General features: G+C 65.7%; 17 protein-coding genes. 9 read left to right on the forward strand and 8 right to left on the reverse strand.

The genetic code is table 11. The annotated features are described in order from the left end of the window. The first annotated feature begins 19 nt into the window (after nucleotides 1-19). Nucleotides 20-1,957 (forward strand): DEAD/DEAH box helicase, encoded by a 1,938-nt coding sequence (locus EDE08_RS23940; RefSeq protein ID WP_131871164.1) that lies wholly within the window; start codon nucleotides 20-22, stop codon nucleotides 1,955-1,957. 85 nt (nucleotides 1,958-2,042) lie between these two features. On the opposite strand, the gene EDE08_RS23945 is transcribed toward EDE08_RS23940, so the two are convergent. After that, nucleotides 2,043-2,549: a GNAT family N-acetyltransferase gene (locus EDE08_RS23945; RefSeq protein WP_131871163.1), complete on the reverse strand. Its 507-nt coding sequence runs from the start codon at nucleotides 2,547-2,549 to the stop codon at nucleotides 2,043-2,045. Between the two features lie 145 nt (nucleotides 2,550-2,694). Here EDE08_RS23945 and EDE08_RS23950 point away from each other — a divergent pair, with 145 nt between their 5' ends. After that, nucleotides 2,695-3,081: a COG4315 family predicted lipoprotein gene (locus tag EDE08_RS23950; RefSeq protein ID WP_207913074.1), complete on the forward strand. Its 387-nt coding sequence runs from the start codon at nucleotides 2,695-2,697 to the stop codon at nucleotides 3,079-3,081. Between the two features lie 64 nt (nucleotides 3,082-3,145). On the opposite strand, the gene EDE08_RS23955 is transcribed toward EDE08_RS23950, so the two are convergent. Together EDE08_RS23955 and EDE08_RS23960 are read right to left on the reverse strand one after the other, a co-directional pair. Beyond that, nucleotides 3,146-4,279, reverse strand: coding sequence for a DJ-1/PfpI family protein (locus tag EDE08_RS23955; protein ID WP_131871376.1), 1,134 nt, complete (start codon nucleotides 4,277-4,279; stop codon nucleotides 3,146-3,148). Between the two features lie 131 nt (nucleotides 4,280-4,410). Next, the gene (locus EDE08_RS23960) at nucleotides 4,411-4,965 is read right to left on the reverse strand and encodes a PAS domain-containing protein (RefSeq protein WP_131871161.1); all 555 of its coding nucleotides are present in this window, start codon (nucleotides 4,963-4,965) and stop codon (nucleotides 4,411-4,413) included. A gap of 454 nt (nucleotides 4,966-5,419) precedes the next feature. Between EDE08_RS23960 and EDE08_RS23965 the strand changes: the two genes are divergently transcribed. Both EDE08_RS23965 and EDE08_RS23970 read left to right on the forward strand, forming a co-directional pair. Next, a complete protein-coding gene (locus tag EDE08_RS23965; RefSeq protein ID WP_131871160.1) occupies nucleotides 5,420-6,241 on the forward strand; it encodes a rhomboid family intramembrane serine protease in 822 nt (273 codons plus the stop codon). 184 nt (nucleotides 6,242-6,425) lie between these two features. Then, complete coding sequence (locus tag EDE08_RS23970; RefSeq protein WP_131871159.1) at nucleotides 6,426-6,854, forward strand: CBS domain-containing protein; 429 nt, start codon at nucleotides 6,426-6,428, stop codon at nucleotides 6,852-6,854. A gap of 6 nt (nucleotides 6,855-6,860) precedes the next feature. On the opposite strand, the gene EDE08_RS23975 is transcribed toward EDE08_RS23970, so the two are convergent. Then, nucleotides 6,861-7,892: a patatin-like phospholipase family protein gene (locus EDE08_RS23975; RefSeq protein ID WP_165936137.1), complete on the reverse strand. Its 1,032-nt coding sequence runs from the start codon at nucleotides 7,890-7,892 to the stop codon at nucleotides 6,861-6,863. Between the two features lie 251 nt (nucleotides 7,893-8,143). On the opposite strand from EDE08_RS23975, the gene EDE08_RS23980 reads away from it, so the two are divergent. Together EDE08_RS23980 and EDE08_RS38570 are read left to right on the forward strand one after the other, a co-directional pair. After that, nucleotides 8,144-9,217, forward strand: a complete 1,074-nt coding sequence (locus EDE08_RS23980) for an RgsD C-terminal domain-containing protein (RefSeq protein WP_131871157.1) — start codon at nucleotides 8,144-8,146, stop codon at nucleotides 9,215-9,217. Between the two features lie 378 nt (nucleotides 9,218-9,595). Continuing rightward, the gene (locus tag EDE08_RS38570) at nucleotides 9,596-9,835 is read left to right on the forward strand and encodes a hypothetical protein (RefSeq protein ID WP_239624609.1); all 240 of its coding nucleotides are present in this window, start codon (nucleotides 9,596-9,598) and stop codon (nucleotides 9,833-9,835) included. 126 nt (nucleotides 9,836-9,961) lie between these two features. Here EDE08_RS38570 and EDE08_RS23990 read toward each other — a convergent pair whose 3' ends face one another. Next, nucleotides 9,962-10,954 (reverse strand): zinc-dependent alcohol dehydrogenase family protein, encoded by a 993-nt coding sequence (locus EDE08_RS23990; RefSeq protein WP_245524873.1) that lies wholly within the window; start codon nucleotides 10,952-10,954, stop codon nucleotides 9,962-9,964. Nucleotides 10,955-11,056: 102 nt separating this feature from the next. Here EDE08_RS23990 and EDE08_RS23995 point away from each other — a divergent pair, with 102 nt between their 5' ends. After that, on the forward strand, nucleotides 11,057-11,917 hold the full coding sequence (locus EDE08_RS23995; protein WP_131871156.1) for a LysR family transcriptional regulator: 861 nt from the start codon (nucleotides 11,057-11,059) through the stop codon (nucleotides 11,915-11,917). 961 nt (nucleotides 11,918-12,878) lie between these two features. Then, on the forward strand, nucleotides 12,879-15,341 hold the full coding sequence (locus EDE08_RS24005; RefSeq protein ID WP_131871155.1) for a putative bifunctional diguanylate cyclase/phosphodiesterase: 2,463 nt from the start codon (nucleotides 12,879-12,881) through the stop codon (nucleotides 15,339-15,341). On the opposite strand, the gene EDE08_RS24010 is transcribed toward EDE08_RS24005, so the two are convergent. From EDE08_RS24010 to thrS, 3 genes are all read right to left on the reverse strand, one after another. Next, on the reverse strand, nucleotides 15,327-16,595 hold the full coding sequence (locus EDE08_RS24010; protein ID WP_131871154.1) for a serine hydrolase domain-containing protein: 1,269 nt from the start codon (nucleotides 16,593-16,595) through the stop codon (nucleotides 15,327-15,329). The genes EDE08_RS24005 and EDE08_RS24010 overlap by 15 nt on opposite strands. 63 nt (nucleotides 16,596-16,658) lie before the next feature. Continuing rightward, nucleotides 16,659-17,222, reverse strand: a complete 564-nt coding sequence (locus tag EDE08_RS24015) for a nitroreductase family protein (protein ID WP_165936138.1) — start codon at nucleotides 17,220-17,222, stop codon at nucleotides 16,659-16,661. Between the two features lie 93 nt (nucleotides 17,223-17,315). After that, nucleotides 17,316-19,358: a threonine--tRNA ligase gene (gene thrS, locus EDE08_RS24020; RefSeq protein ID WP_131871152.1), complete on the reverse strand. Its 2,043-nt coding sequence runs from the start codon at nucleotides 19,356-19,358 to the stop codon at nucleotides 17,316-17,318. A gap of 185 nt (nucleotides 19,359-19,543) precedes the next feature. Between thrS and EDE08_RS24025 the strand changes: the two genes are divergently transcribed. Continuing rightward, nucleotides 19,544-20,719 (forward strand): MFS transporter, encoded by a 1,176-nt coding sequence (locus EDE08_RS24025; protein ID WP_131871151.1) that lies wholly within the window; start codon nucleotides 19,544-19,546, stop codon nucleotides 20,717-20,719. Nucleotides 20,720-20,799: the final 80 nt, after the last annotated feature.

Below are 20,799 nucleotides of genomic sequence, written 5' to 3' on the forward strand. Positions count from 1 at the left end.
AACCAAGGTTCTCCATCTCGTGTCCCTTCCGGCCCTGACCCCGCCGCTCGCCCGCGCTTTGGCCGAGCGGAACTATGATTCACTGACCCCCGTCCAGCTCGCCGTGCTTGCCCACGACGCCAGCGGCCGTGACCTTCTGGTGTCGGCCCAGACCGGCTCCGGAAAGACCGTCGCCTACGGATTGGCCATCGCGAAGAATCTTCTTGATGACGCCGAGCAGTTCGGGCCCGCGGCAGCGCCGCTCGCCCTGATCGTGGCGCCGACCCGCGAGCTCGCGCTTCAGGTTCAGCGCGAGCTGGCCTGGCTCTACGGGCATGCCGGCGGGCGCGTCGTCTCCTGTGTCGGCGGCATGGATCCGCGGCGCGAGCAGCGCGAGCTGGCGGCGGGCGCTCACATCGTCGTCGGCACGCCCGGCCGGCTCTGCGATCACTTGCGCCGTGGCCGTCTCGACATCTCCGAACTCGCCGCCGTCGTGCTCGACGAGGCCGACGAGATGCTCAATCTCGGCTTTCGCGAGGACATGGAATTCATTCTCGAGACCACGCCGGAGACGCGCCGCACGCTGCTGTTCTCGGCGACGTTTCCGCGCGGCATCGTCGCGCTGGCGAGGCAATATCAGCGCGACGCCTTCCGGATCGAGGTCGCCGGTGACGAAGGCGGTCACGCCGACATCGAGTATCGCGCGATCCGCATCGCGCCCGCCGACGTCGAGCACGCCGTCGTCAACGTGCTGCGCTTCTACGAGGCGCCGAGCGCTCTGGTGTTCTGCAGCACGCGCGATGCCGTCAGGCATTTGCAGGCGGCGCTGCTGGAGCGCGGCTTTTCGGTCGTCGCTCTCTCCGGCGAATTGACGCAGAATGAGCGCACCCTGGCGCTCCAGTCGCTGCGGGACGGGCGCGCCCGCGTTTGCGTCGCGACCGACGTCGCCGCCCGCGGCATCGATCTGCCGAGCCTCGACCTCGTCATTCATGCCGATCTGCCCAACGACGCCGAAGTGATGCAGCATCGCTCGGGCCGCACCGGGCGCGCGGGCCGCAAGGGCACGAGCGTCCTCCTGGTGCCGCCCGCACGTCGGCGGCGTGCCGAGATGCTGCTCAGCGTCTCCGGCATCGATGCCGTCTGGGGTACGGCACCGCAAGCCGACGAAATCCGCAAGCTCGATCACGCGCGCATGAAGGACGTGCTGTTCACCGAGGAGACGACGGCCGACGATCTGGTGCTCGCGCAGGCGCTGCTGGCCGAACGCTCGGCGGAGGACATCGCCGCCGCACTCGCGCGGCTTTACCGTGCGCGGCTGCCATCTCCCGAGGACATCATCGATCCCGGCGAGCGAAGCGGCCGGACGCGCGACGATCGCGGTCGCGACAGATCTCAAGGCGCGGATGGCGAGGATCGCCCAGCGCGGCTCCGACCGAAGGCTGGTAAAGCATCGTCGAAACACGGCATGGCGGAAGGCAGCGTCTGGTTCCGCGCCGCCATCGGACGGCGCAAGAACGCGGAGGCGCGCTGGCTGCTGCCGATGATCTGCCGCCGCGGTGGCATCGACAAGCGCGACATCGGCGCCATCAAGATCATGGACACCACGACCGAGTTCGAGATTTCCGAGCGGGCGGCGGAGTCGTTCGCCGCCAAGATCAAGCGTCCGGACAAGGAAGACAGCATCCGCATCGAGCCGATGGCGGAGGCGCCTCAACGACAGGCACCGTCGGAGGAACGGTCACACGCGCCGGCTCGCGAGAGAGCCGATGGCGAACGCCGCGACGAGCGCCCGCGCGAGGCACGTGAATTCAAGCCGCGCGGCAAACCGTCCGGCGAGCGCGGACCGCGATTCGGCGATACGCCGCCTCTTGGAAAGAAGAAGCATCGCGACAAGCAGGCCCGCGCGGAGCCGTCGGTGACGCCCTGGCCGGTGAAGGGCGCGCCGGGAAAGAAGACGAAGAAGAAGCATCGCGGCTGAGCCGCCGCCATTCAGGACAGACGACGATGAGGCCGCCGGATTGGACCGGCGACGTCATCTGCAGCGGGGCGGTCGGGCAGGAACGCTACGCCGCGGTGAGGTCATGCCGCATATAGGTCGCGCCTTCCCCGTAGGAGGCGAGCTGCGCGCGCAGTGCCGCGTCTGCCGTCACCGGACGAAAGCCGAGATGCTCCCATAGCGGCCGCGTGGCGTAGACCGAGACAAGTGCGAGCGCCGCGATGCCGGATGCGCGCGCCAGCTCCATGATCCCGGTCACATAGGCGCGCGCAACGCCGCCGCGCCGATCCGGCAGCACGGCGATATCGTGCACGTAGAGACAGTCTGCATCCCCGGGGAGTCGTTCCAGGAATCGATCGAGCGGCGGGATCTGATGCTGCTTCCAGGGATGTGCGAGCCCGTAGCCGGCGATCTCGTCGTCGGCGACAAGCACGCGGCATCCGTCGGGATAGAGCCGCATCTTCTCCGCGAACACCTCGGGGCTTTCAGGAAGATCAGGATGGATCCGCGCCGCGATGGCGCTGATCGCGGGCAGATCGGAGGTGTGCGCGGGACGCCAGTGCGGCTTGCTCATGTCGATCCGTCGTTACGTCTCGGTTGGTCCAGTTTATTCCGCCGCGTTGGCGCGCGCAGCGAAAAATATCTTTCTGCGATCCGAGGAATACGAGGCCGCGTGCGGCGTCCTACCCATGCAGGTCAATTGCATGACAGGAGATATCATGACGTCCTCGATCCGCCTCGCGCTCGCGCTGGCAATATCGTTCGCGATCGTTCCCGCCGCCTTTGCCGCCCCGCCGACCAAGACGGGCAAGACCGACAAGGGCAACGTGCTGACCGATGCCAAGGGCATGACGCTCTACACTTTCGACAAGGATGCGGACGGCAAGTCGGCCTGCAACGGTCCGTGCGCGACGAACTGGCCGGTGCTGAAGGCCGAAGCGAGCGACGCCGCCGGCGACGGCTACACCATCATCACTCGCGACGATGGTTCGAAGCAGTGGGCCTACAAGGGCAAGCCGCTCTACACTTTCGCCAAGGACCAGAAGCCCGGCGACATCACCGGCGACGGCTTCTTGAACGGCGCCTGGCATCTGGCGATGCCGTAACGGCGCTCTGCGCAAACACGGTGCGTCGGCGGTTGCACGCGACAGCCGGCGCGTTGCCGCGCCGTCATCTCGGATATTCGAGCTGCATCGCGACGAAGTCGGCCGTGCGTGGCCCGTAGCGCGCATCGATGGATTGCAGCGTCTGGTCCAGCGCTCGCGCCGGCGGCAGGTCGACGGCGGCCGGCGGCGTCTGCTTTGCCGGCCAGTCGGCCGCGATCCTGTCCGGCAGGATGCGGAGGCCGCTGCGGCTCGTCCGCGCCTCCGCCGTGGCGGCGAAGGTGAGGGCGTGCGAGCGATAGGTGCGCGACCACGCATCGGCGATCAGCGCAAGCGACACCTCGTCGATATCAGGCGTCAGCGCGATGCCGAGCTGCTCGCGGTTCCAGAATGCGAGCGTGTTGGCGATCGCCGTCAGTGCAAAGGGGCGTGTGAACCGGAAGGCTTCGCTGCGGTGGCGCGCATCCCATTCGGCAAGTCCGATGTCGCGGGCGACGGCTAGCGCCTTGGCGCGGCCGGCAATGGCCTCGACCAGGGTCAGGGCCATCGGCATGGATGCGGTGATGCCGGTCGTCGTCGCGACGCCGCGGTCGACCACCAGCCTGCGGTCCGCGACATAGCGGATCGCAGGATGCTTTTGCAGATCGCGCACGGAATACCAGTGCGTGGTGGCCCGGCGCCCGTCGAGCAGCCCGGTATTGGCAACGACCATGGCGCCGACGCAGACGCCGATGACGATCGCGCCCTTGCCGACCTGGCTCTTGATCCACTGCAGGGCCACGGCATCGTCTTCGCGGCTCATCGCCGGCACGATGACGTAATCCGCGCCGTCGGGATGCGCAGCATCGAACTCGGCGATCGTCGCGTGCGGCTGCACTTTCAACGCGGGATAGAGCGCGACAGGTCCGGGCTGCGTCCCCAATGTGAGGACGTCGGCGACATCGGCGCGCGCGAGGATGCCATACGGCATCAGATAGTCGGTGGTCTCGCTCATCTCGTTGATGCCGACGATGGCGATCAGGGGACGTTTGCGCTTCGGCGGCTTCAACGCCGCAAGCGTCGCCTCGGTCTCGTCTCTGGATATCGCAGGCGCGGTCCCCTGAGCCGGCGAGCTAGGCAGCAGGAACAGCCAGGTTCCACCGATCGCCGCCAGCAGTGCCACGCAGCCGACGCCGGACCACGCCAGAATGCGCCATATCATCATGGTGTCGCCCGATCCTCGCTGCTTCACGCGAGGCGGAAGCTAACCGCTGGCGACGACATCGGGAATGACGCAAATCCGGCAAAAGCGGCCATCCGCGCGTTGGCTTGTCGCGCGACGGGCGGCGGAGACTATCTCAGCCCCTCATAAACCATCAGCCCGCGTGCGATCTGCAATTTGCGGATGGCGCGCGGCAGGAGTTTCTCCGGCTGGTGCAGGTAGCGCCAGGAGGTGAGGGTGAAGGCGGAGAGCGTGCCGCATTCGTCGTCGAACGGCGCGAGCACGCCCGTCACGCTCACGGGCGTGTGCGGGCGGGCGTTGAAGGGGAGCAGCAGCAGTTCGAGATGCGCCTTGCTGCCGTCCTCGCGCACCGCGGTGACGCCGGCGTTCGCGCCGAGCGTCTCGTCGGCGACGATTGTCGTGATCTCCTCGATCTCGCTGCGGCTCGCGTCAGTGAACAGCGCCGCAAAGCTCTGGTCCTTGAGGTCCGTTCCTGCGAGCGCGCAGACGCGCGTGCCGGCGACGCGAAACGGGAAGCCGAGGTTCGGCTCGCAGGACAGCACGAAGATATCGCCGAGCAGGCCGCGGACCGCAGCCGGATCGATGTCGGCCCGGTCAGGGGCTCGCGCAGTGCCGCGCTTCTTGTTCCAATACGCGAAGAACGCGCGGCTCGACGGATGTTTCATGTCTGAACGCTAACCCCCGGGCGCGACCTCACGGGACAAACCTGTCCCGCTTCAGTGCACCCGCGATCCCTTCTCTTGTTGTGCAGGAGGGGATTTGCAGCGTCCATGCCGCAGCGGCGTTTTCGGCCCTCTTGTGCCTGCCTTTGCGTCGTTAACGTTAAATTAACTATGCGCTTTGTGCCGGCCGCGTGCCTGTTATGGTGACCGCGGTCGCAAGCCTCGCCGCTTTCTCCAGGTTCTCGGCAAGGCCTGTACTTAGGAGCGTCAAACAGTTTGGTCACGGGCCGCGGGGAGGGGTGGGGATACTCCTTATCTCTCCGGCCACCGGAAGACCGACACGGACAGGCAGGGCTTCCCAGGGCCCTGCCTTTTCCGTTTGTGCACTTGCGCAGGGACGGTAAAGGCGACTATCTCCAAGCCTACCGCTCCGATCGCGCCTGAAAGCGAAGCTGCCTTGGATTCCCCGCAAGATTCGTCGCCGCAAGGTCCTCAGCCGGATGTGCCTGCCGTCGTCGAGGAGGCTCCGCGCGAGCCGATCCTGACGCTGCCCGCGGCGCTGACCGCCTATATCCTGCTTTTGGCGGTGATCCATCTGCGGGTGTTGCTGCCGCCGGAGCTCGAGAACTGGACCATCGACGTGTTCGGCTTCATCCCGAAGCGCTACGATTCCTCGCTGCTCAATCTGCAGATCCCGGGCGGGGCGGGTGCGAAGGTCTGGACTTTCGTCACCTATTCGCTGCTGCACGCCAATCTGACCCATCTCGGCTTCAACGTGCTGTGGCTGCTGCCGTTCGGCAGCGCGCTGGCGCGGCGCTTCGGCGCGGTCAGGTTCTTCGTCTTCCTGGCGGTGACGGCGGCGGCCGGCGCGCTGGCCCATCTCATCACCCACGAGCATGCGGTGGCCCCGATGATCGGCGCCTCAGCCTCGGTGTCGGGCGCGATGGCAGCCGCAATCCGCTTCGCCTTCGTCCGCGGCAGCTTCCTGTCGTTCAGCCGTTCGGACGCCGATACCGCCGCAAAAGTTCCAGCGCTGCCGCTGTCGCGCGCGCTGCGCGACGGACGGGTGATCGGCTTCCTCAGCGTTTGGTTTGGCGTCAACATCATCTTCGGCGTCGGCGCGATCGGGATCGATTCCGAGACCACGAGCGTCGCCTGGCAGGCGCATATCGGCGGCTTCTTTGCCGGCCTGCTGCTGTTCGCCCTGTTCGATCCCGTGCCGCGCGTTCGAGGCGATGCTGCGGATGCGTCATCACAGGACATTTCAAACCGTATTTGAAGCGGCGCTTGCGGCGCGGCCCGAATTCATCCATCATCCCCGAGAACAATGTATCGAAGCCGCTAGCGGCGATGCTTCGCAACGCGCCTGAGCGTGAAACCGGCGCCAAAACTGTTAGTTGAAGACTCGAAGAACAAGTTCGGATCGCCTCAAGGGCGGACGGCTCCGATTCAGGGAGGCTGCAATGACGGTACGTTCCATTCTGAACACCAAGGGGCACCAGATCGTGAGCGTCGAGCCCGACGCCAAGCTGGCCGCCGCGATCACGCTGCTCGCTGAGAAGAGGATCGGCGCGGTGCTGGTGATGAACCAGAGCCGGCTCGAGGGCATCCTGTCGGAGCGCGACATTGTGCGCGTGCTGGGCGAGCGCGGCGCCGGCGTGCTGGAGGCGCCGGTCTCGGACGTCATGACCAGCAAGGTCGTGACCTGCAAGGAGACCGACACCGTGGCCGAGCTGATGGAGATGATGACGTCGGGCAAGTTCCGCCATTTGCCCGTGATCGACAACGGCAAGGTGGTCGGCCTGATCTCGATCGGCGACATCGTCAAGCGCCGGGTCCAGGAATACGAGTCGGAGCAGGAGGCCCTGCGCGACTACATCAAGACGGCCTGACCGACCTCACAATTGACCTGATTCCCGTGCTTTCGGCGCGGTGCCCTCGGGCGCCGGCGCCAGCACATGGATGGCCTCCTGGATCGAATCCAGCGCGCGCTCGGCGGCGCGGGTGCCGAAGGCGATGAGGTCCTCGGCGCGGTGGAAGTCGAACCAGCCGAACTGGCCGACTCGCGGGGTGATCAGCATGTCGGGAGGATCGCCGGCGAGGCGGGCGCGGGTGATGCGGTCCTGCATGATGTTGAAGGCATCCACCATCACCGAGGAGATGCCGGGCCGGCCGTTGCCGCCGAAGAACTGTCGCTTCATCGTCTTCTCGGGCGAGAACAGGCGCGGGAAGCGCCGCTTGGCCACCGGTTCCTCGGCCTCCGGCACCACCGGAGCCGGCACTGCGCCGTGCGAATAGATCGTCGTGGAATGGGTGAAGATGTCGCTGGAAAGATTTGCGGCGATGACGATTTCGGCGCCGAGCGCGCGGGCGGCCGAGACCGGCACCGGGTTCACCAGCGCGCCGTCGACCAGCCAGCGGTCGCCGATCAGCACGGGCGCGAAGATGCCGGGCAGGGCGTAGGACGCGCGCATGGCATCGACCACGCGGCCGCGCGTCAGCCAGATCTCGTGGCCGGTGCGAACCTCGGTTGCGACGCTCGCGAACTTGATGGGCAGGTCCTCGATCAGGATGTGCCCGATCGCCTCCTCGAGCCGGCTCGCGAGCTTCTCGCCGCCGAGCAGGCCGGAGCCGTTGAGACGGATATCGAGATAGCCGAGGATGTTGCGCATCCCTTGCAGGCTGCGCCCCCATTCCTCGAACGTATCGAGCCGTCCGGCCGAGTGGAGGCCGCCGACCACGGCGCCGATGGACGTGCCGACCACGACATCGGGCACGATCCCATTGGCAATAAGGGTCCTCAGGATGCCGATATGGGCAAAGCCGCGCGCCGCGCCGCCGCCGAGGGCAAGGCCGATGACCGGCCGGCGGATGCTGCCGAGTCCCACCTTCTCGCCATTGGAGCCCCGACCCTTCAATCTGTCCAGCACCGAAACCCTCCTAACGCCGAGGCCAGCCCTTATCACCAGACTAGGCACCGCTGCTGCGCTCCGCCACATCAGGGGTGAAGCATGGTTTATGCCGCTTTGCGAAGGGCACGGGGCAGGAGTATGGCGAGAGATGGCTGGCTCCGGGGTAATCACGCAAGCGTCAATCGGGTTCCAGCGATCGTGCGCGCGGCCGTATTTCCTGCGGTTTCAGAGGCTTGAATTTGCCGCGTTTTCGGTGAAAAGCAGGGGGCATGACACGCGGGGGTGACGGCATCATCGGATGGCGGCGCAGCGGCAGGCTGCTGCCAGCGCTGATCCTTGCCGCGTGCCTGGTTACCTCAGGCCAAACTGTTGCGCAGGCGCAGCTTTTCTCCGATCGTCCGCCGCCGGTACCGCCGGCATCGGTGCCCGACCCCGGCGGCGCCGTCAGCCTGGCGCCGCCCTCCGGCCCTGGCGCGGGACCCCCAAGCCTGCCGCCGACGCTGATGCAGCCCGCGACGCCCAGCATGCCGCCGCCCGCGGTCACGACCGTGCCACCGGCCGCCCCGCTGAACGCGGCCGTGCCGGGGCAGGGCGTGCTGTCGCTGACGGCGAAGTACGGCAAGGACTCTCCGCCCATCACCAGCGGCCTGGTCTGGCGCGTGTTCGCCGACCGTCCCGACGAGAACGGCACCTTCAAGCTGATCCGCGAGGACCGCAACGCCACGCCAAACATCGTGCTGCCGCCCGGCAATTACGTCGTGCATGTTGCCTTCGGCCTCGTCAGCGCGGTGCGCACCGTCGCCCTGAAGGCGGAGACGGACCGCGAATCCTTCGTGCTGCCGGCGGGCGGCCTGCGCATCGAGGGCCGCGTCGGCACCAGCCGCATTCCGCAGAACCAGATCTCGTTCGCGATCTACAAGGGCAGCCAGTTCGAATCCGGCGAGCGCGCATCGCTGGTGCCGAACGTCGCCGCCGGTGACGTCGTGCTGATTCCGGAGGGCACCTATTACATCGTCTCCAACTACGGCGACGCCAATTCGGTGGTGCGCTCGGACATCCGCGTCCAGGCCGGCAAGCTCACCGACGTCACCATCACCCACCGCGCCGCGGTCATCACCCTCAAGCTGGTCAGCGACAGGGGCGGCGAGGCGCTCGCCAACACCGCCTGGTCGGTGCTGACCCCCGGCGGCGACGTCATCAAGGAATCGATCGGCGCCTTCCCGCGCGTCGTGCTCTCCGAAGGAGAATACCGTGCTATCGCCAAGAACGAGGGCAAGGTCTACGAGCGCGGTTTCAACGTCGTCAACGGCGTCGACGGCGAAGTCGAAGTCGTCGCGCGCTGAAGCATGATCCGGAAAAGTGCATAGCGGTTTTCCGACTGATCGCATCGCGCTTTAGAAGCCAGGCGACACTGCGCACAGCCTGACTTGACGCACCGCACGATCGGTTCTCATCCAGCGCACGGACGTGCATCTCTCGTTACCGCCAGATCGGTCCCCGGTGCGGGAAGCAACCGCTCTTCGCCGCCGCACCCCGTGTTTTGACCAAATGGCCGCTTGGGGACGGAGGTAACACCGCTGACCAGGGCTTATTCCCTCACCTCGCAGCTTCGTCACACTCTGGTGCACGGTACGAATTTCCGATCATCTATTTTATTCTCTTTCCACCGCGCTGGGTTATATGTCGGGAATCCATCTAATGGGGGTAGCCGGAGCAGGCCTGTGCGTCTGCGAGACCGGCAAGGAGCAGGGACCAAGCCCGTCGGCATGTTCGAAGTGATCCTTACGAGGCGCAAGCGGTTTGGCTGGCGATGGCAGGTGTGCGACCAGTCCGGCAAGATATTTGCCGATGGCTTCGAGCGCACCCGGCCGTCTGCCAAATATCAAGGCGAGCGCGCGTTGTTCTTTCTGTTGTCGCAGGCCTATCTGCGCAACCGCTCCGCCGCGTCCAGCGAGGACTAGCGGCGCCAACGGGCAACAGGCTTGCCTGAAGCATGATCCGGAAAAGTGCGCAGCGGTTTTCCGAAAAGGTCATGCTTGAATGACAACCTGAAGCGCGATGACGACCCATCCTGATCGCATCGCGCTTCAGACGTCGACGACCAGCTTGCCCTTCGCTGCGTGATCGCGGATCAGCGCATAGGCGTCGCCGACATTCTCCAGCGTAAAATGCCTGGGATCGAGCAGCGGCACCAACTTGCTCGCCTCCACCAGGCGCGTCGCCTCCATCATGATCTCCCCATGATGGGCGCGCCCTTCGCCCGACAGCAGCGGCAGCAGCGTGAACACGCCGGAATAGGTTGCGGCGCGGAACGACAGCGGCGCAAGCGCGTGTGTCCCCCAGCCGAGCGCACTCACCACATGGCCGAAGCGGCGTACCGCTTCAAAGGAGGCGTCGAGCACCTTGCCGCCGACGGTGTCGTAGACGACGTCGAATCCGCGGCCGTCGGTATGCTGCGCAACATAGGTTTCGACGGGCGTGTTGCGGTCGATGAACATCGCGCCAAAACCTTCGATCGTGGCGCGCTGCGCCGCCGAGCCGGTCGCGAACACGTTCGCTCCGAAGGCGCACGCGATCTGGATCGCGACATGGCCGACGCCGCCGGCGCCGCCATGGATCAACACCTTTTGGCCGGCCTTTAGCGAGGCGCGGTCGATCAGGCCTTCCCAGGCCGTGATGAAGATCAGGGGCAGGGCTGCCGCTTCCCGCATGCTGAGATTGGCGGGCTTCGGTGCCAGCAGGTCGGCATCGACTGCGGCGAATTCGGCCAGCGATCCCTGCACGCCGCCGACGCCACCGGTCATGCCATAGACTTCATCGCCCGGCTTGAACCGCGTCACCTCGCGCCCGGCCTGCTCGACCACGCCGGCGAGATCGATCCCGGGGATCGCAGGCAGCGGATGCCGCGCATGCGGCGCCGCGCCGGCGTGGATCTTGGTGTCGAGCGGATTGACCCCGCTCGCGCGCACCCGGACCAGCACCTCGCGCGGGCCGATTTCGGGCGTGGAGATGATCGAGAGTCGCAGCGGCGCGTTGTGCGCCTCCAGCACGGCTGCACGCATTGTCGATCGTTTGGTCATGATCATTCTGCTCCGTTGTCGCCCTCCAATATGCCCATGAATTTTTGCATGGAAAGAAACGATGATGTACGATCACCGTGCATTATTGCATGGGGGTTCCCGATGGACTGGAGCGATCTGCGCATCTTCCTGGCGATCGCACGCGAAGGCACGCTTGGGGCTGCCGCGCGAAAGATCGGCCAGACCCAGCCGACCATGGGCCGGCGGCTTCGCGCGCTCGAACAGGCGTTGGGGCAGGCGCTGTTTCAGCGCACCGCCGACGGCTTCGTCCTCACCGACGAAGGCACCGTCGTGCTGCGCCATGCCGAGCGGATCGAGGAGGAAGCGCTCGCCCTTCAGCGTCACGCCTCCGGCGCGGAGACGCAGCTCGATGGCCTTTTGCGCCTGTCGTCGTCGGACTGGTTCGGGACGGTGATGCTCGCGCCGGTGATCGCCGCCTTCGGCAAGCGTCATCCGAGGGTGACCGTCGAGCTCCTGACCGATGCGCGCCTCTACAGCCTGCCGCGCCGCGAAGCCGATCTCGTCTTTCGCATCAAGCCGTTCAGCGAGCCGGAGATTATTTCCAGGAAGCTGCTGCACATTCCCTACGCGCTGTATGGCAAGAAGGGCAGCAATCCGCCGCGCGCCGGCGACGGGCGTGGCGTCCGCGTCGTGACCATGAACGTCGAATTCGCCGACATGCCCGATGCGGCCTGGCTGAAACGCGCGCTGCCCAATGCGGAAGTCGCTTCGCGTAGCAACAACAGGCAGGCGCAGGCCGAGCTCTGCGCGAGCGGCGGCGGATTGGCGGTGCTGCCGCGCCCGCTCGGCGACCGCGATCGCCGCCTCGTCGCGCTTGACATCGGTACGTCGCCGCCAGGCCGCGATACCTTCGTCGGCTATCACCGCGACCTCAAGCGCCTGGCTCGCCTGCGCGCGCTGCTGGATCTGGTGATCGAGCGGTTGGCAGGCACGCACCCGTAGCAGCCCGGATGGAGCCAACTTCAGGGCTACCAGACCTTGCGTTGCCCGTCGGGCAAAACACCCAAACCATCGGTCAAGACACCCCGCCGAAAATATTCCGCTTTATCGAAATTCGGAAACGGCGTATGTGTCGCCGCAACCCGGCCCATGGAAGAGGGCGTATCGCGATCGTCACGAACGCGGGCCGGGCGGCGGTGGACGCAGATGGCGTTGGCGCAAACGGGCTTGCAGGGCGGGCAACCGTGAGCAGGGTCGTCGCGCATACGACCGGTGCCATCAGCGTACGGCAAAATCGTGTGGTCCTGGCGCCCGGGGTCTGTGCGTCAAGTGTTGCGGTGATGTGGCGGCCCGACCGGGTTTGCGCATCAGCCATCCGCAAGGCGACGGGGGCAATAGTGCATCGCTCCCCGGGGAGATCACGACATAAGCCGTTCCAACCACCGCGCAGGGAAGGCCGGGATGTCTCCGGTTGCCCTGTTACCCGCTATGCATCGAAGCGCACGCAGTTTGCGTCCGGCATGGCGGTCCACGGGAGCCAACCGGCTCCCGGCCTTCCCTGCGCCCTTTCATTCGAGGGTGAGACAACCAAGCAAAACTCGGGCGAGATGAGCCGCGAGGATGCGCAGCTGTGTCTGCAATTCAATTGCGAATTGGAGGGCGGCGCTCGCAATGACGACGTGGAGGCAACTGCGTGCCAAGCTCCAACCCTCGTGCCCCGAACGCAGCGCGAAGCGGTGCGCTGCAGAGCCGGGGCCCATGTAAGAGCGCGTTGCGGCGTTGCACCGCGTGCGGGACACGAGCGCATCGCCTTTGCACAACTGTCATAGTCTCTAACGCCCACTAACCAACGCCTGACTTAAAACTGTCATAATCGCCGAACGGAACCCGCGCCCGCGCGCTCTTTACACGTCGTTAAGCGCGTCTGCATTGGATGCGCCGGCAAAGTGCGTTGGGGACTGCCATGAATGCCGCGAAGAGGGTGTCGGGAAAGCCGGCCACCGAAATGTTTGACGACATCCCGGTGCTTCAGCGCAAATGGCATGCGGCATTGAAGCCGGGCGAGCGGCTGCCGCGCTATGAGGACGTGATGCTCGGCAGCCTCGGACGGCTCTCCGACCACATCGCGCTGCTGAAGAACGACGGCGCGCTCGAATTGTCGCGCAGCGGACGCTACGTGCAGAAATGGCTCGGCGAGGAAGCCTGGGACATTCCCGTCGCCGCGCTGTCGCCCGATTGTGCCACGGCGCTGTCGGAAGCCGCGGCGAGCGCGCTTGCGACCGGACGGCCGCACCGGGGAAGAGCGCATTGCGTGCGCGACGGCATGGTCAGGACCTACGACGTGCTGGCGCTGCCGACGTCCTCGCGCTGGGGTGCGACACTGGTCGGCGCCTATGTCAACGAGCGCGGCGCGCAATACAATCTCCTCGACGCGATCTTTTCCTCGACCGAAGATGCGGTGGTCTCCCTCGTGATGCTGCGCGATGCGGGCGGCAAACCGTTCGATCTTCAGGTCGTGCATCACAACAAGAGCGCGGGCGCACTGCTGAAGGTTGCGAGTGGAAGCCTGTTGTGGCGACGGATCGGCGAGGGCGGCACGCTGCTGGCATTGCCCGAGGTGATGGAATTCCTGTTCAAGGCCGTTCTGAGCGGCCGAGGCGAGCAGCTCGAGATCGAGAGCGAGGGACGCTACCTCAGGCTCAGCGCGATCGCCTTCGCCGACGTGGTTTCGCTGACGATCTCCGATGTCACCGCGCTGAAGCGACGCGACGCCTCGTTCCGCCTGCTGTTCGACAACAACCCGATGCCGATGTGGGTGTTCGACGCGCAGACCAAGGCGTTCCTCAGCGTCAACGACGCCGCGGTCCAGCATTACGGCTACGGCCGCGCCACCTTCCTGCGCATGAAGCTGCACGAGATCTGGCCGGAGGACGAGTGGGACAGCCACGCCGAGGCGCTGGAGCGTCTCGGCGACGCCTATCACTCCTCGCGCAACTGGCGGCATCTACGCGCCGACGGCAGCGAAATCGAGGTGCTCACCTTCGGCCGCCGCGTCGCCTTCGACGATCGCGACGGCTATCTGGTGTCGGTGGTCGACATCACAGAACGGCGCAAGGCCGAGGCCCGCATCGCACATATGGCGCACCATGACGGGCTCACCGACCTGCCGAACCGCGAGTTCTTCCAGGAGCGCCTGAAGCAGGCGCTGGGCCAGGCCGATGGAAAACGGGTCGGCGTGCTCTACATGGATCTCGACCTGTTCAAGAACATCAACGATTCCTTCGGTCATCCGGTGGGCGATCGCCTGCTGAAGCAGGTCGCCGAGCGCCTGACCACCGCGGTCCGAGGCGCCAATCTCGCGGCGCGGCTCGGCGGTGACGAGTTCGCCGTCATTTTGGCCGCCGACGTCTCGCCGAACGAGGCCAGCGCCTGCGCGTCCTTGCTGATCGACATGGTGAAGGCACCTTATGATCTCGACGGGCAGGAGATGGTGATCGGCGCCAGCATCGGCATCGCGCTGTCGCCGGGCGACGGCACGACGCCGGAAGAGTTGATGCGCAATGCCGACATGGCGTTGTACCGGGCGAAGTCCGATGGCGGTGGCGTGCACCGCTTCTTCGAGCGCGAGATGGACCTCCAGGCGCAGAGGCGCCGTGACATGGAGCTCGACTTGCGTCGTGCGTTCGCCAATGGCGAGTTCGAGCTGCACTATCAGCCGCTGGTGTCGATCGCCTCCGACCGCATCTCGGGCTTCGAGTCGCTGCTGCGCTGGCATCACCCCGACAAGGGCATGATCTCGCCGGCGGAGTTCATCCCAGTTGCCGAGGACATCGGCCTCATCATCCAGCTCGGCGAGTGGGTGTTGCGCGAAGCCTGCGCCGAGGCCGTCAAATGGCCTGCCGACGTCAAGGTCGCGGTCAATCTGTCGCCGGCCCAATTCCGCAGCCGCAACCTGGTTCAGGTGGTGATTTCGGCCTTGGCGCAGTCCGGCCTGTCGCCGAAGCGGCTCGAGCTCGAAATCACCGAATCGATCTTTCTGGCGGAGACCGAGGCCAATCTCGCGACCCTGCATCAGTTGCGCGAGCTCGGCGTCGGTATTTCCATGGATGATTTCGGCACCGGCTATTCCAGCCTGAGCTATCTCCGCAGCTTTCCCTTCGACAAGATCAAGATCGACCGCTCCTTCGTCAAGGATCTGGCGCAGCGGCCCGACTGCGGCGCGATCGTGCGCGCGATCTCGGGGCTCGGCCGCAGCCTCAACATCACCACGACCGCGGAGGGCGTGGAGACCGAAGATCAGCTCGACTGGCTGCGCGCCGAGGGCTGCAACGAGGTGCAGGGATTCCTGTTCAGTGCCGCGCGGCCCGCGGCCGAGATCGGAAAGCTCCTTGCCGATTTCGGTGAGCGCACCTCACGGGCGGCGTAGTGCGGGTGGGTAGCAGTCGTAGACAAGCGCCTTGAACGCGGGTGTGATGCGGCCGCGCTCGTTCTGGGTCTGTTGCATCATGAGGTAGACCATGTCGAGCTTGGGATCGACGCCGAAATAGGTGCCGCTGCCGCTGTCCCATTTCAGTTCGCCGAGCGAGCCCGGCGGCGGCGGTTTCGCATTGCCGGGATCGGTCCGCACCGCAAGGCCGTAGCCATAGCCGAAGCCGTCGCCCGGGAAATAGAAATAGTCGCGTGCGACGCCGGAGCCCGGTCCGATGTGATCGGTCGTCATGGCCTTGAACGCGGCCGGGCTGAGGTAGCGCCTGCCCGCGAACTCGCCGCCGTTGAGCAGCATCTGCGAGAAGCGTTGATAGTCGGTGATGGTCGAGAGCAGGCCGCCGCCGCCGGATTGCCATTCGGGATGGGCGAGGCGCTCGCGTTCGCCGGCAAGCAGGATGAAGTCGTTCGGCAGCGGCCGCGCCATCCGCGCAAGCTCGTCCTCGGTCGCGAGCACGAATTTGGTGCTGTTCATGCCGAGCGGGTCGAAGATGCGCTGTTTCAGGAATTGATACAGCGTCTGGCCCGAGACGATCTCGATGACGCTGCCGAGCACGTCGGTGGAATGGCCGTAGCGCCACAGCGTTCCAGGCTGACGCGCCAGCGGCAGCCTGGCGATCCGGTCGGCGAACTCCCTGTTGTTGAAAGGACCTTCGAAGATGTCGGCCGCCTTGTAGGCATGCTCGACCCATTCGGCTCCGATATAGTCGTAGCTGATACCCGAGGTGTGCCGCAGCAGATCCTCGATGTTGACGGGACGGACCGGCGCCACGAAGTCAAGTTCGAGCTCGCCGTGCGGATCGGTGGTCTGGACGCCCACCTTGGTCTTGGCAAAGAGGGGAACGTATTTGGATACAGGATCGGTGAGCGCAAGCTTGCCCTCGTCGATCAGCATCATCGCGCCAAGGCAGGTGATCGGCTTGGTCATGGAGTGGATGGAGAAGATCGTGTCCGGCGTCATGGCGAGGCCGGTCCTGGTGTCGCGCACGCCGAAGGTCTTCAGATAGACCGGCTTGCCGTGCTGCTGGACCAGGATCACCGCGCCAGGCAGCCGGCCGCTCGTCACCTCGTTGTCGAAATACGCCGTGATGCGGTCGAGCCCCTCGGACGAGGGGGCGGGAATATCGGCAGCACGGCTTCGCGCCATCGCACCGGCGAGCATTGCTGCCCCGACAAGAAATTCACGCCGTCGCATCCGGGCTTCCTCCCCCGCCGGAATCTAAGCCGCGCGACGTTCGAGTCGTCAACAAGACATCGATTAAAAGCGCGTCACGATTTCCGAAAGGAACGGTCGCGGACGGTCCTCGCTCGGCTTGGTCGGCGTGCCGATATGGATGAAGCCGGCGAGCTTTTCGTCCGGCTTGAGGCCGAGCCCGTCCAGCACGTCGCGGTCGAACGAGAACCAACCGGTCAGCCAGCAGGCGCCGTAGCCGAGCGCGGTGGCGGCCGTGACGATGTTCATGGCGCTGGCGCCCGCCGACAATTCCTGCTCGAACGCCGGCACCTTCGGATGCGGCTTGGTGAAGCTGACGATGCCGATCACCAATGGCGCGTCGGTGAGGCGCTTGCGCTCGATCTCGACGTCGGCCGCCGGCGCGCCCGGATTCTTCCGGGCGAAGACCTTGGCGATCACCTCGCCGGCACGCTGGCGGGCATCGCCTTCGAAGATGATGAAGCGCCAGGGCGCGAGCTTGCCATGATCGGGCACGCGCGCGCCGATGGTCAGGATCGTCTCGAGCTCGGCCGGCGAGGGGCCGGGGTCGGTCATCTCGCGCGGCTTGACCGAGCGGCGTGTCTTCAGGAGTTCGATGGCGTCGGGCACTGCGATATCCTCTTCAAATGGTCGGCGGGCGTGCCATGCCGAGATAAGCATGCACGCCCGCAACCGGAAGCGAATTTAGATCGATTTCAGAGATCAAGCGGCGCCGCGCGCCCGCCGGACGTCCGGCGGGGTCGCCTCGTCGACGAGGGCGGCGATCGCCTCGGCCGTCGTCATCACCTTCTGGCCGTCGCTGCCGAGCCGGCGGACCGAGACCGAATGCGTCTCGGCCTCTTTTTTGCCGACCACGAGCAGAGCCGGGATCTTGGCCAGCGAGTGCTCGCGGACCTTGTAGTTGATCTTTTCATTGCGAAGGTCGATCTCGGCCCGAAGCCCGGCGCGTCGCGCCTGCTCCAGCACCACCTTGGCGTATTCGTCGCCTTCCGAAGTGATGGTCGTGACCACCGCTTGCACCGGCGAGAGCCAGAGCGGGAAGTTGCCGGCATAGTGCTCGATCAGGATGCCGATATAGCGCTCCATCGAGCCGCAGATCGCGCGGTGCACCATCACCGGCGGCTTCTTGCCGCCGTCATGGTCGATGTAGAACGCGCCAAAGCGCTCCGGCAGGTTGAAGTCCACCTGCGTGGTGCCGCACTGCCAGTCGCGCCCGATGGCGTCGCGCAGCACGTACTCGAACTTCGGCCCGTAGAAGGCTCCTTCGCCGGGATTGATCTCGGTCTTGATGTGATTGTTCTGCGACTGGATCTCGCGCAGCACGGTGGCCATCACGCGCTCGGCGTGATCCCACATCGCATCGGTGCCGACGCGTTTCTCCGGCCGGGTCGAGAGCTTCACCGTGAGATCGCCGGTGAAGCCGAAGTCCGCATAGGTCGACAGGATGAGATCGTTGATCTTCAGGCACTCTTCGGCGAGCTGGTCCTCGGTGCAGAAGATGTGCGCGTCGTCCTGGGTGAAGCCGCGCACGCGCATCAGGCCGTGCATGGCGCCCGACGGTTCATAGCGATGCACCACGCCGAACTCGGCAAGACGCAAAGGCAGGTCGCGGTAGCTCTTCAGGCCGTGCTTGAAGATCTGCACGTGACCCGGGCAGTTCATCGGCTTCAGCGCGAACCAGCGCTTGTCCTCGGCCTCGTCGCCGGCCGACTGCGCCGCGAACATGTTCTCGCGATACCAGCCCCAATGACCCGAGGTCTCCCACAGCACCTTGTCGAGGATCTGCGGCGCGTTGACCTCGTTGTAGTCGCCGGAGAGGCGCCGGCGCATATAGGCGATCAGCTGCTGGAAGATGGTCCAGCCCTTCGGGTGCCAGAACACGACGCCCGGACCTTCCTCCTGGAAATGGAAGAGGTCGAGCTCGCGCCCGAGCTTGCGATGGTCGCGCTTTTCGGCTTCCTCGATCTGCTTGAGGTAGGCGTCGAGGTCCTCCTGCTTGGCGAACGCCGTGCCGTAGATGCGGGTCAGCATCGGGTTGTTGCTGTCGCCGCGCCAATAGGCGCCGGCCACCTTCATCAATTTGAAGGCATTGCCGACCTTGCCGGTCGAGGTCATGTGCGGGCCGCGGCAGAGATCGAACCAGTCACCCTGGTAGTAGATCTTGATCGGTTCGGTGCCGGGAATGGCGTCGACCAGCTCGACCTTGAAGGCCTCGCCCTTGTCGCGGAACACCTGCTTGGTCTTTTCGCGGTCCCAGACCTCTTTCGTGAACGGTTTGTCGCGCGCGATGATCTCGCGCATCTTCTTCTCGATCGCGGCAAAGTCTTCCGGGGTGAACGGCTCGTTGCGGAAGAAGTCGTAGTAGAAGCCGTTCTCGATCACGGGACCGATGGTGACCTGGGTGCCCGGCCACAGGGTCTGCACGGCTTCGGCCAGCACGTGTGCGCAGTCGTGGCGGATCAATTCGAGCGCGCGCGGATCGTCGCGATTGACGAACTCGATCTTGGCGTCATCCTCGATCGGGTCGTTGAGATCGGCGACCACGCCATCGAGCGCCATCGCAACCGTGCGCTTGGCCAGCGACGGCGAGATGCCCTTGGCGATATCGAGGCCGGTGATGCCCTTGTCGAACTGGCGCTGGGCGCCGTCGGGGAAGGTGAGGGTGACTTTGGCGGCGGGGGTCACCGGCTTCAGATTGGACAGGCTATACTGGAAGCCGGACTCGGATTTGGGCTGGTCGGTCATGCTTTTCTCCTGAGGCTCACTCCTGCGAACGAGCGCAGGTAAGCGGGAACGAGCGATATATCAGGCGATTCGGCCCGTGCAATCCGGCATTTCCAAGAAAGTGACGCGCAAAACCCGGGACTTTGCACCAACTATCTCGAGCAGCGCCCTTCAACTGGCCGCAGGCCTGCTCTACATGCACTTGCATGGAAAAAGCTCCCGCCGCACGCCGTTTCGCGCCAACCGCCCTGATGCTCGGCAATCTCGTCACCGGCTGCTCGGTGCTGGCGCCGGCAGGCATGCTGCCGGAATTGGCGACGGGACTTCAGGTCAGCATCCATGCGGCGGGGCTCCTGATCACGTTCGGCGCGGTCACGCTGTGCATCGGCTCGCCGCTGACGGCCTGGTTCACCAGCCGCATGGAGCGGCGGACGCTGCTCGCAACGACGCTTGCGGTGCTCGCCTTCGGCAATCTCGCTTCGGCCTTTGCGCCCGACTACGCCAGCCTCCTCGTCATTCGCCTCGTGATGCTCGCGGTCGGCGCGCTCTACACGCCGCAGGCCGCCGGCACGGCAGCGCTGATCGTGCCGGCCGAACGGCGCGGCAGCACCATTGCATACATTTTCCTAGGCTGGTCGTTGGCGGCCGCCGTCGGCCTGCCGCTGATCACCTTCATCGCCAGCCGCTATGGCTGGCGCGCGTCCTATGGCGGCATCGGCGCGCTCGGCTGCATCAGCTTGCTGCTGTTGCTGCTGCGTCTGCCGGCGGGCCTGAAGGGCGCTCCGGTGGATCTAAAGACATGGGCCGCAGTCGGCCGGAGCAGGACGATCCTGCTGCTGCTTGCGATCACGATGTTGCAGATGTCTGGGCAGTTCGTGGTGTTCACCTATATGGGCCCGCTGCTCAACAAGCTCACCGGCGCGGGCGCCGATGCGATCGGCATGGTGTTCGCGCTTTACGGCGTCTGCGGCTTCCTTGGCGTTGTCATCGCGACCCGCATCGTCGACACCTCGGGGCCCTATCGCACCTCGTTGCTGTTCACATGCCTGGTGCTTGCCGGGATGAGCGGCTGGGCGCTCGGCGCCGGCTCGCTCGTCCTGATGGCGGGCGCGGTCGCGACCTGGGGCCTTGGATTCGCGTCGACCAATTCGATGCAGCAGGTGCGGCTGGTCGCGGCCGCGCCGCCGCTGGCATCGGCGACCGTCGCGCTCAATACCTCGGTCCTCTATATCGGCCAGGCGATCGGCTCCGCTGTCGGTGGGCTGCTGTTTGCCCGCGGGCTCCTGCACACGCTCGGCTTCGTCGCGGTCGGGTTCGTCGTGCTGGCGCTGATCCTGTTGGTGCTGACCCGGCCACGGCCGGGGGCTGCCACGACCGCCTGAAGGCCGTCTTTCCTGTGCGCAAGGTGCTTGGCAAACCTCGCGTGAGGGCGCTAGAAGGCCGGTCATGGGGACCAAAGAGA

Origin of the sequence: Bradyrhizobium sp. R2.2-H (assembly GCF_004346455.1) — a bacterium.
Classification (GTDB): Bacteria; Pseudomonadota; Alphaproteobacteria; order Rhizobiales; family Xanthobacteraceae; genus Bradyrhizobium; species Bradyrhizobium diversitatis.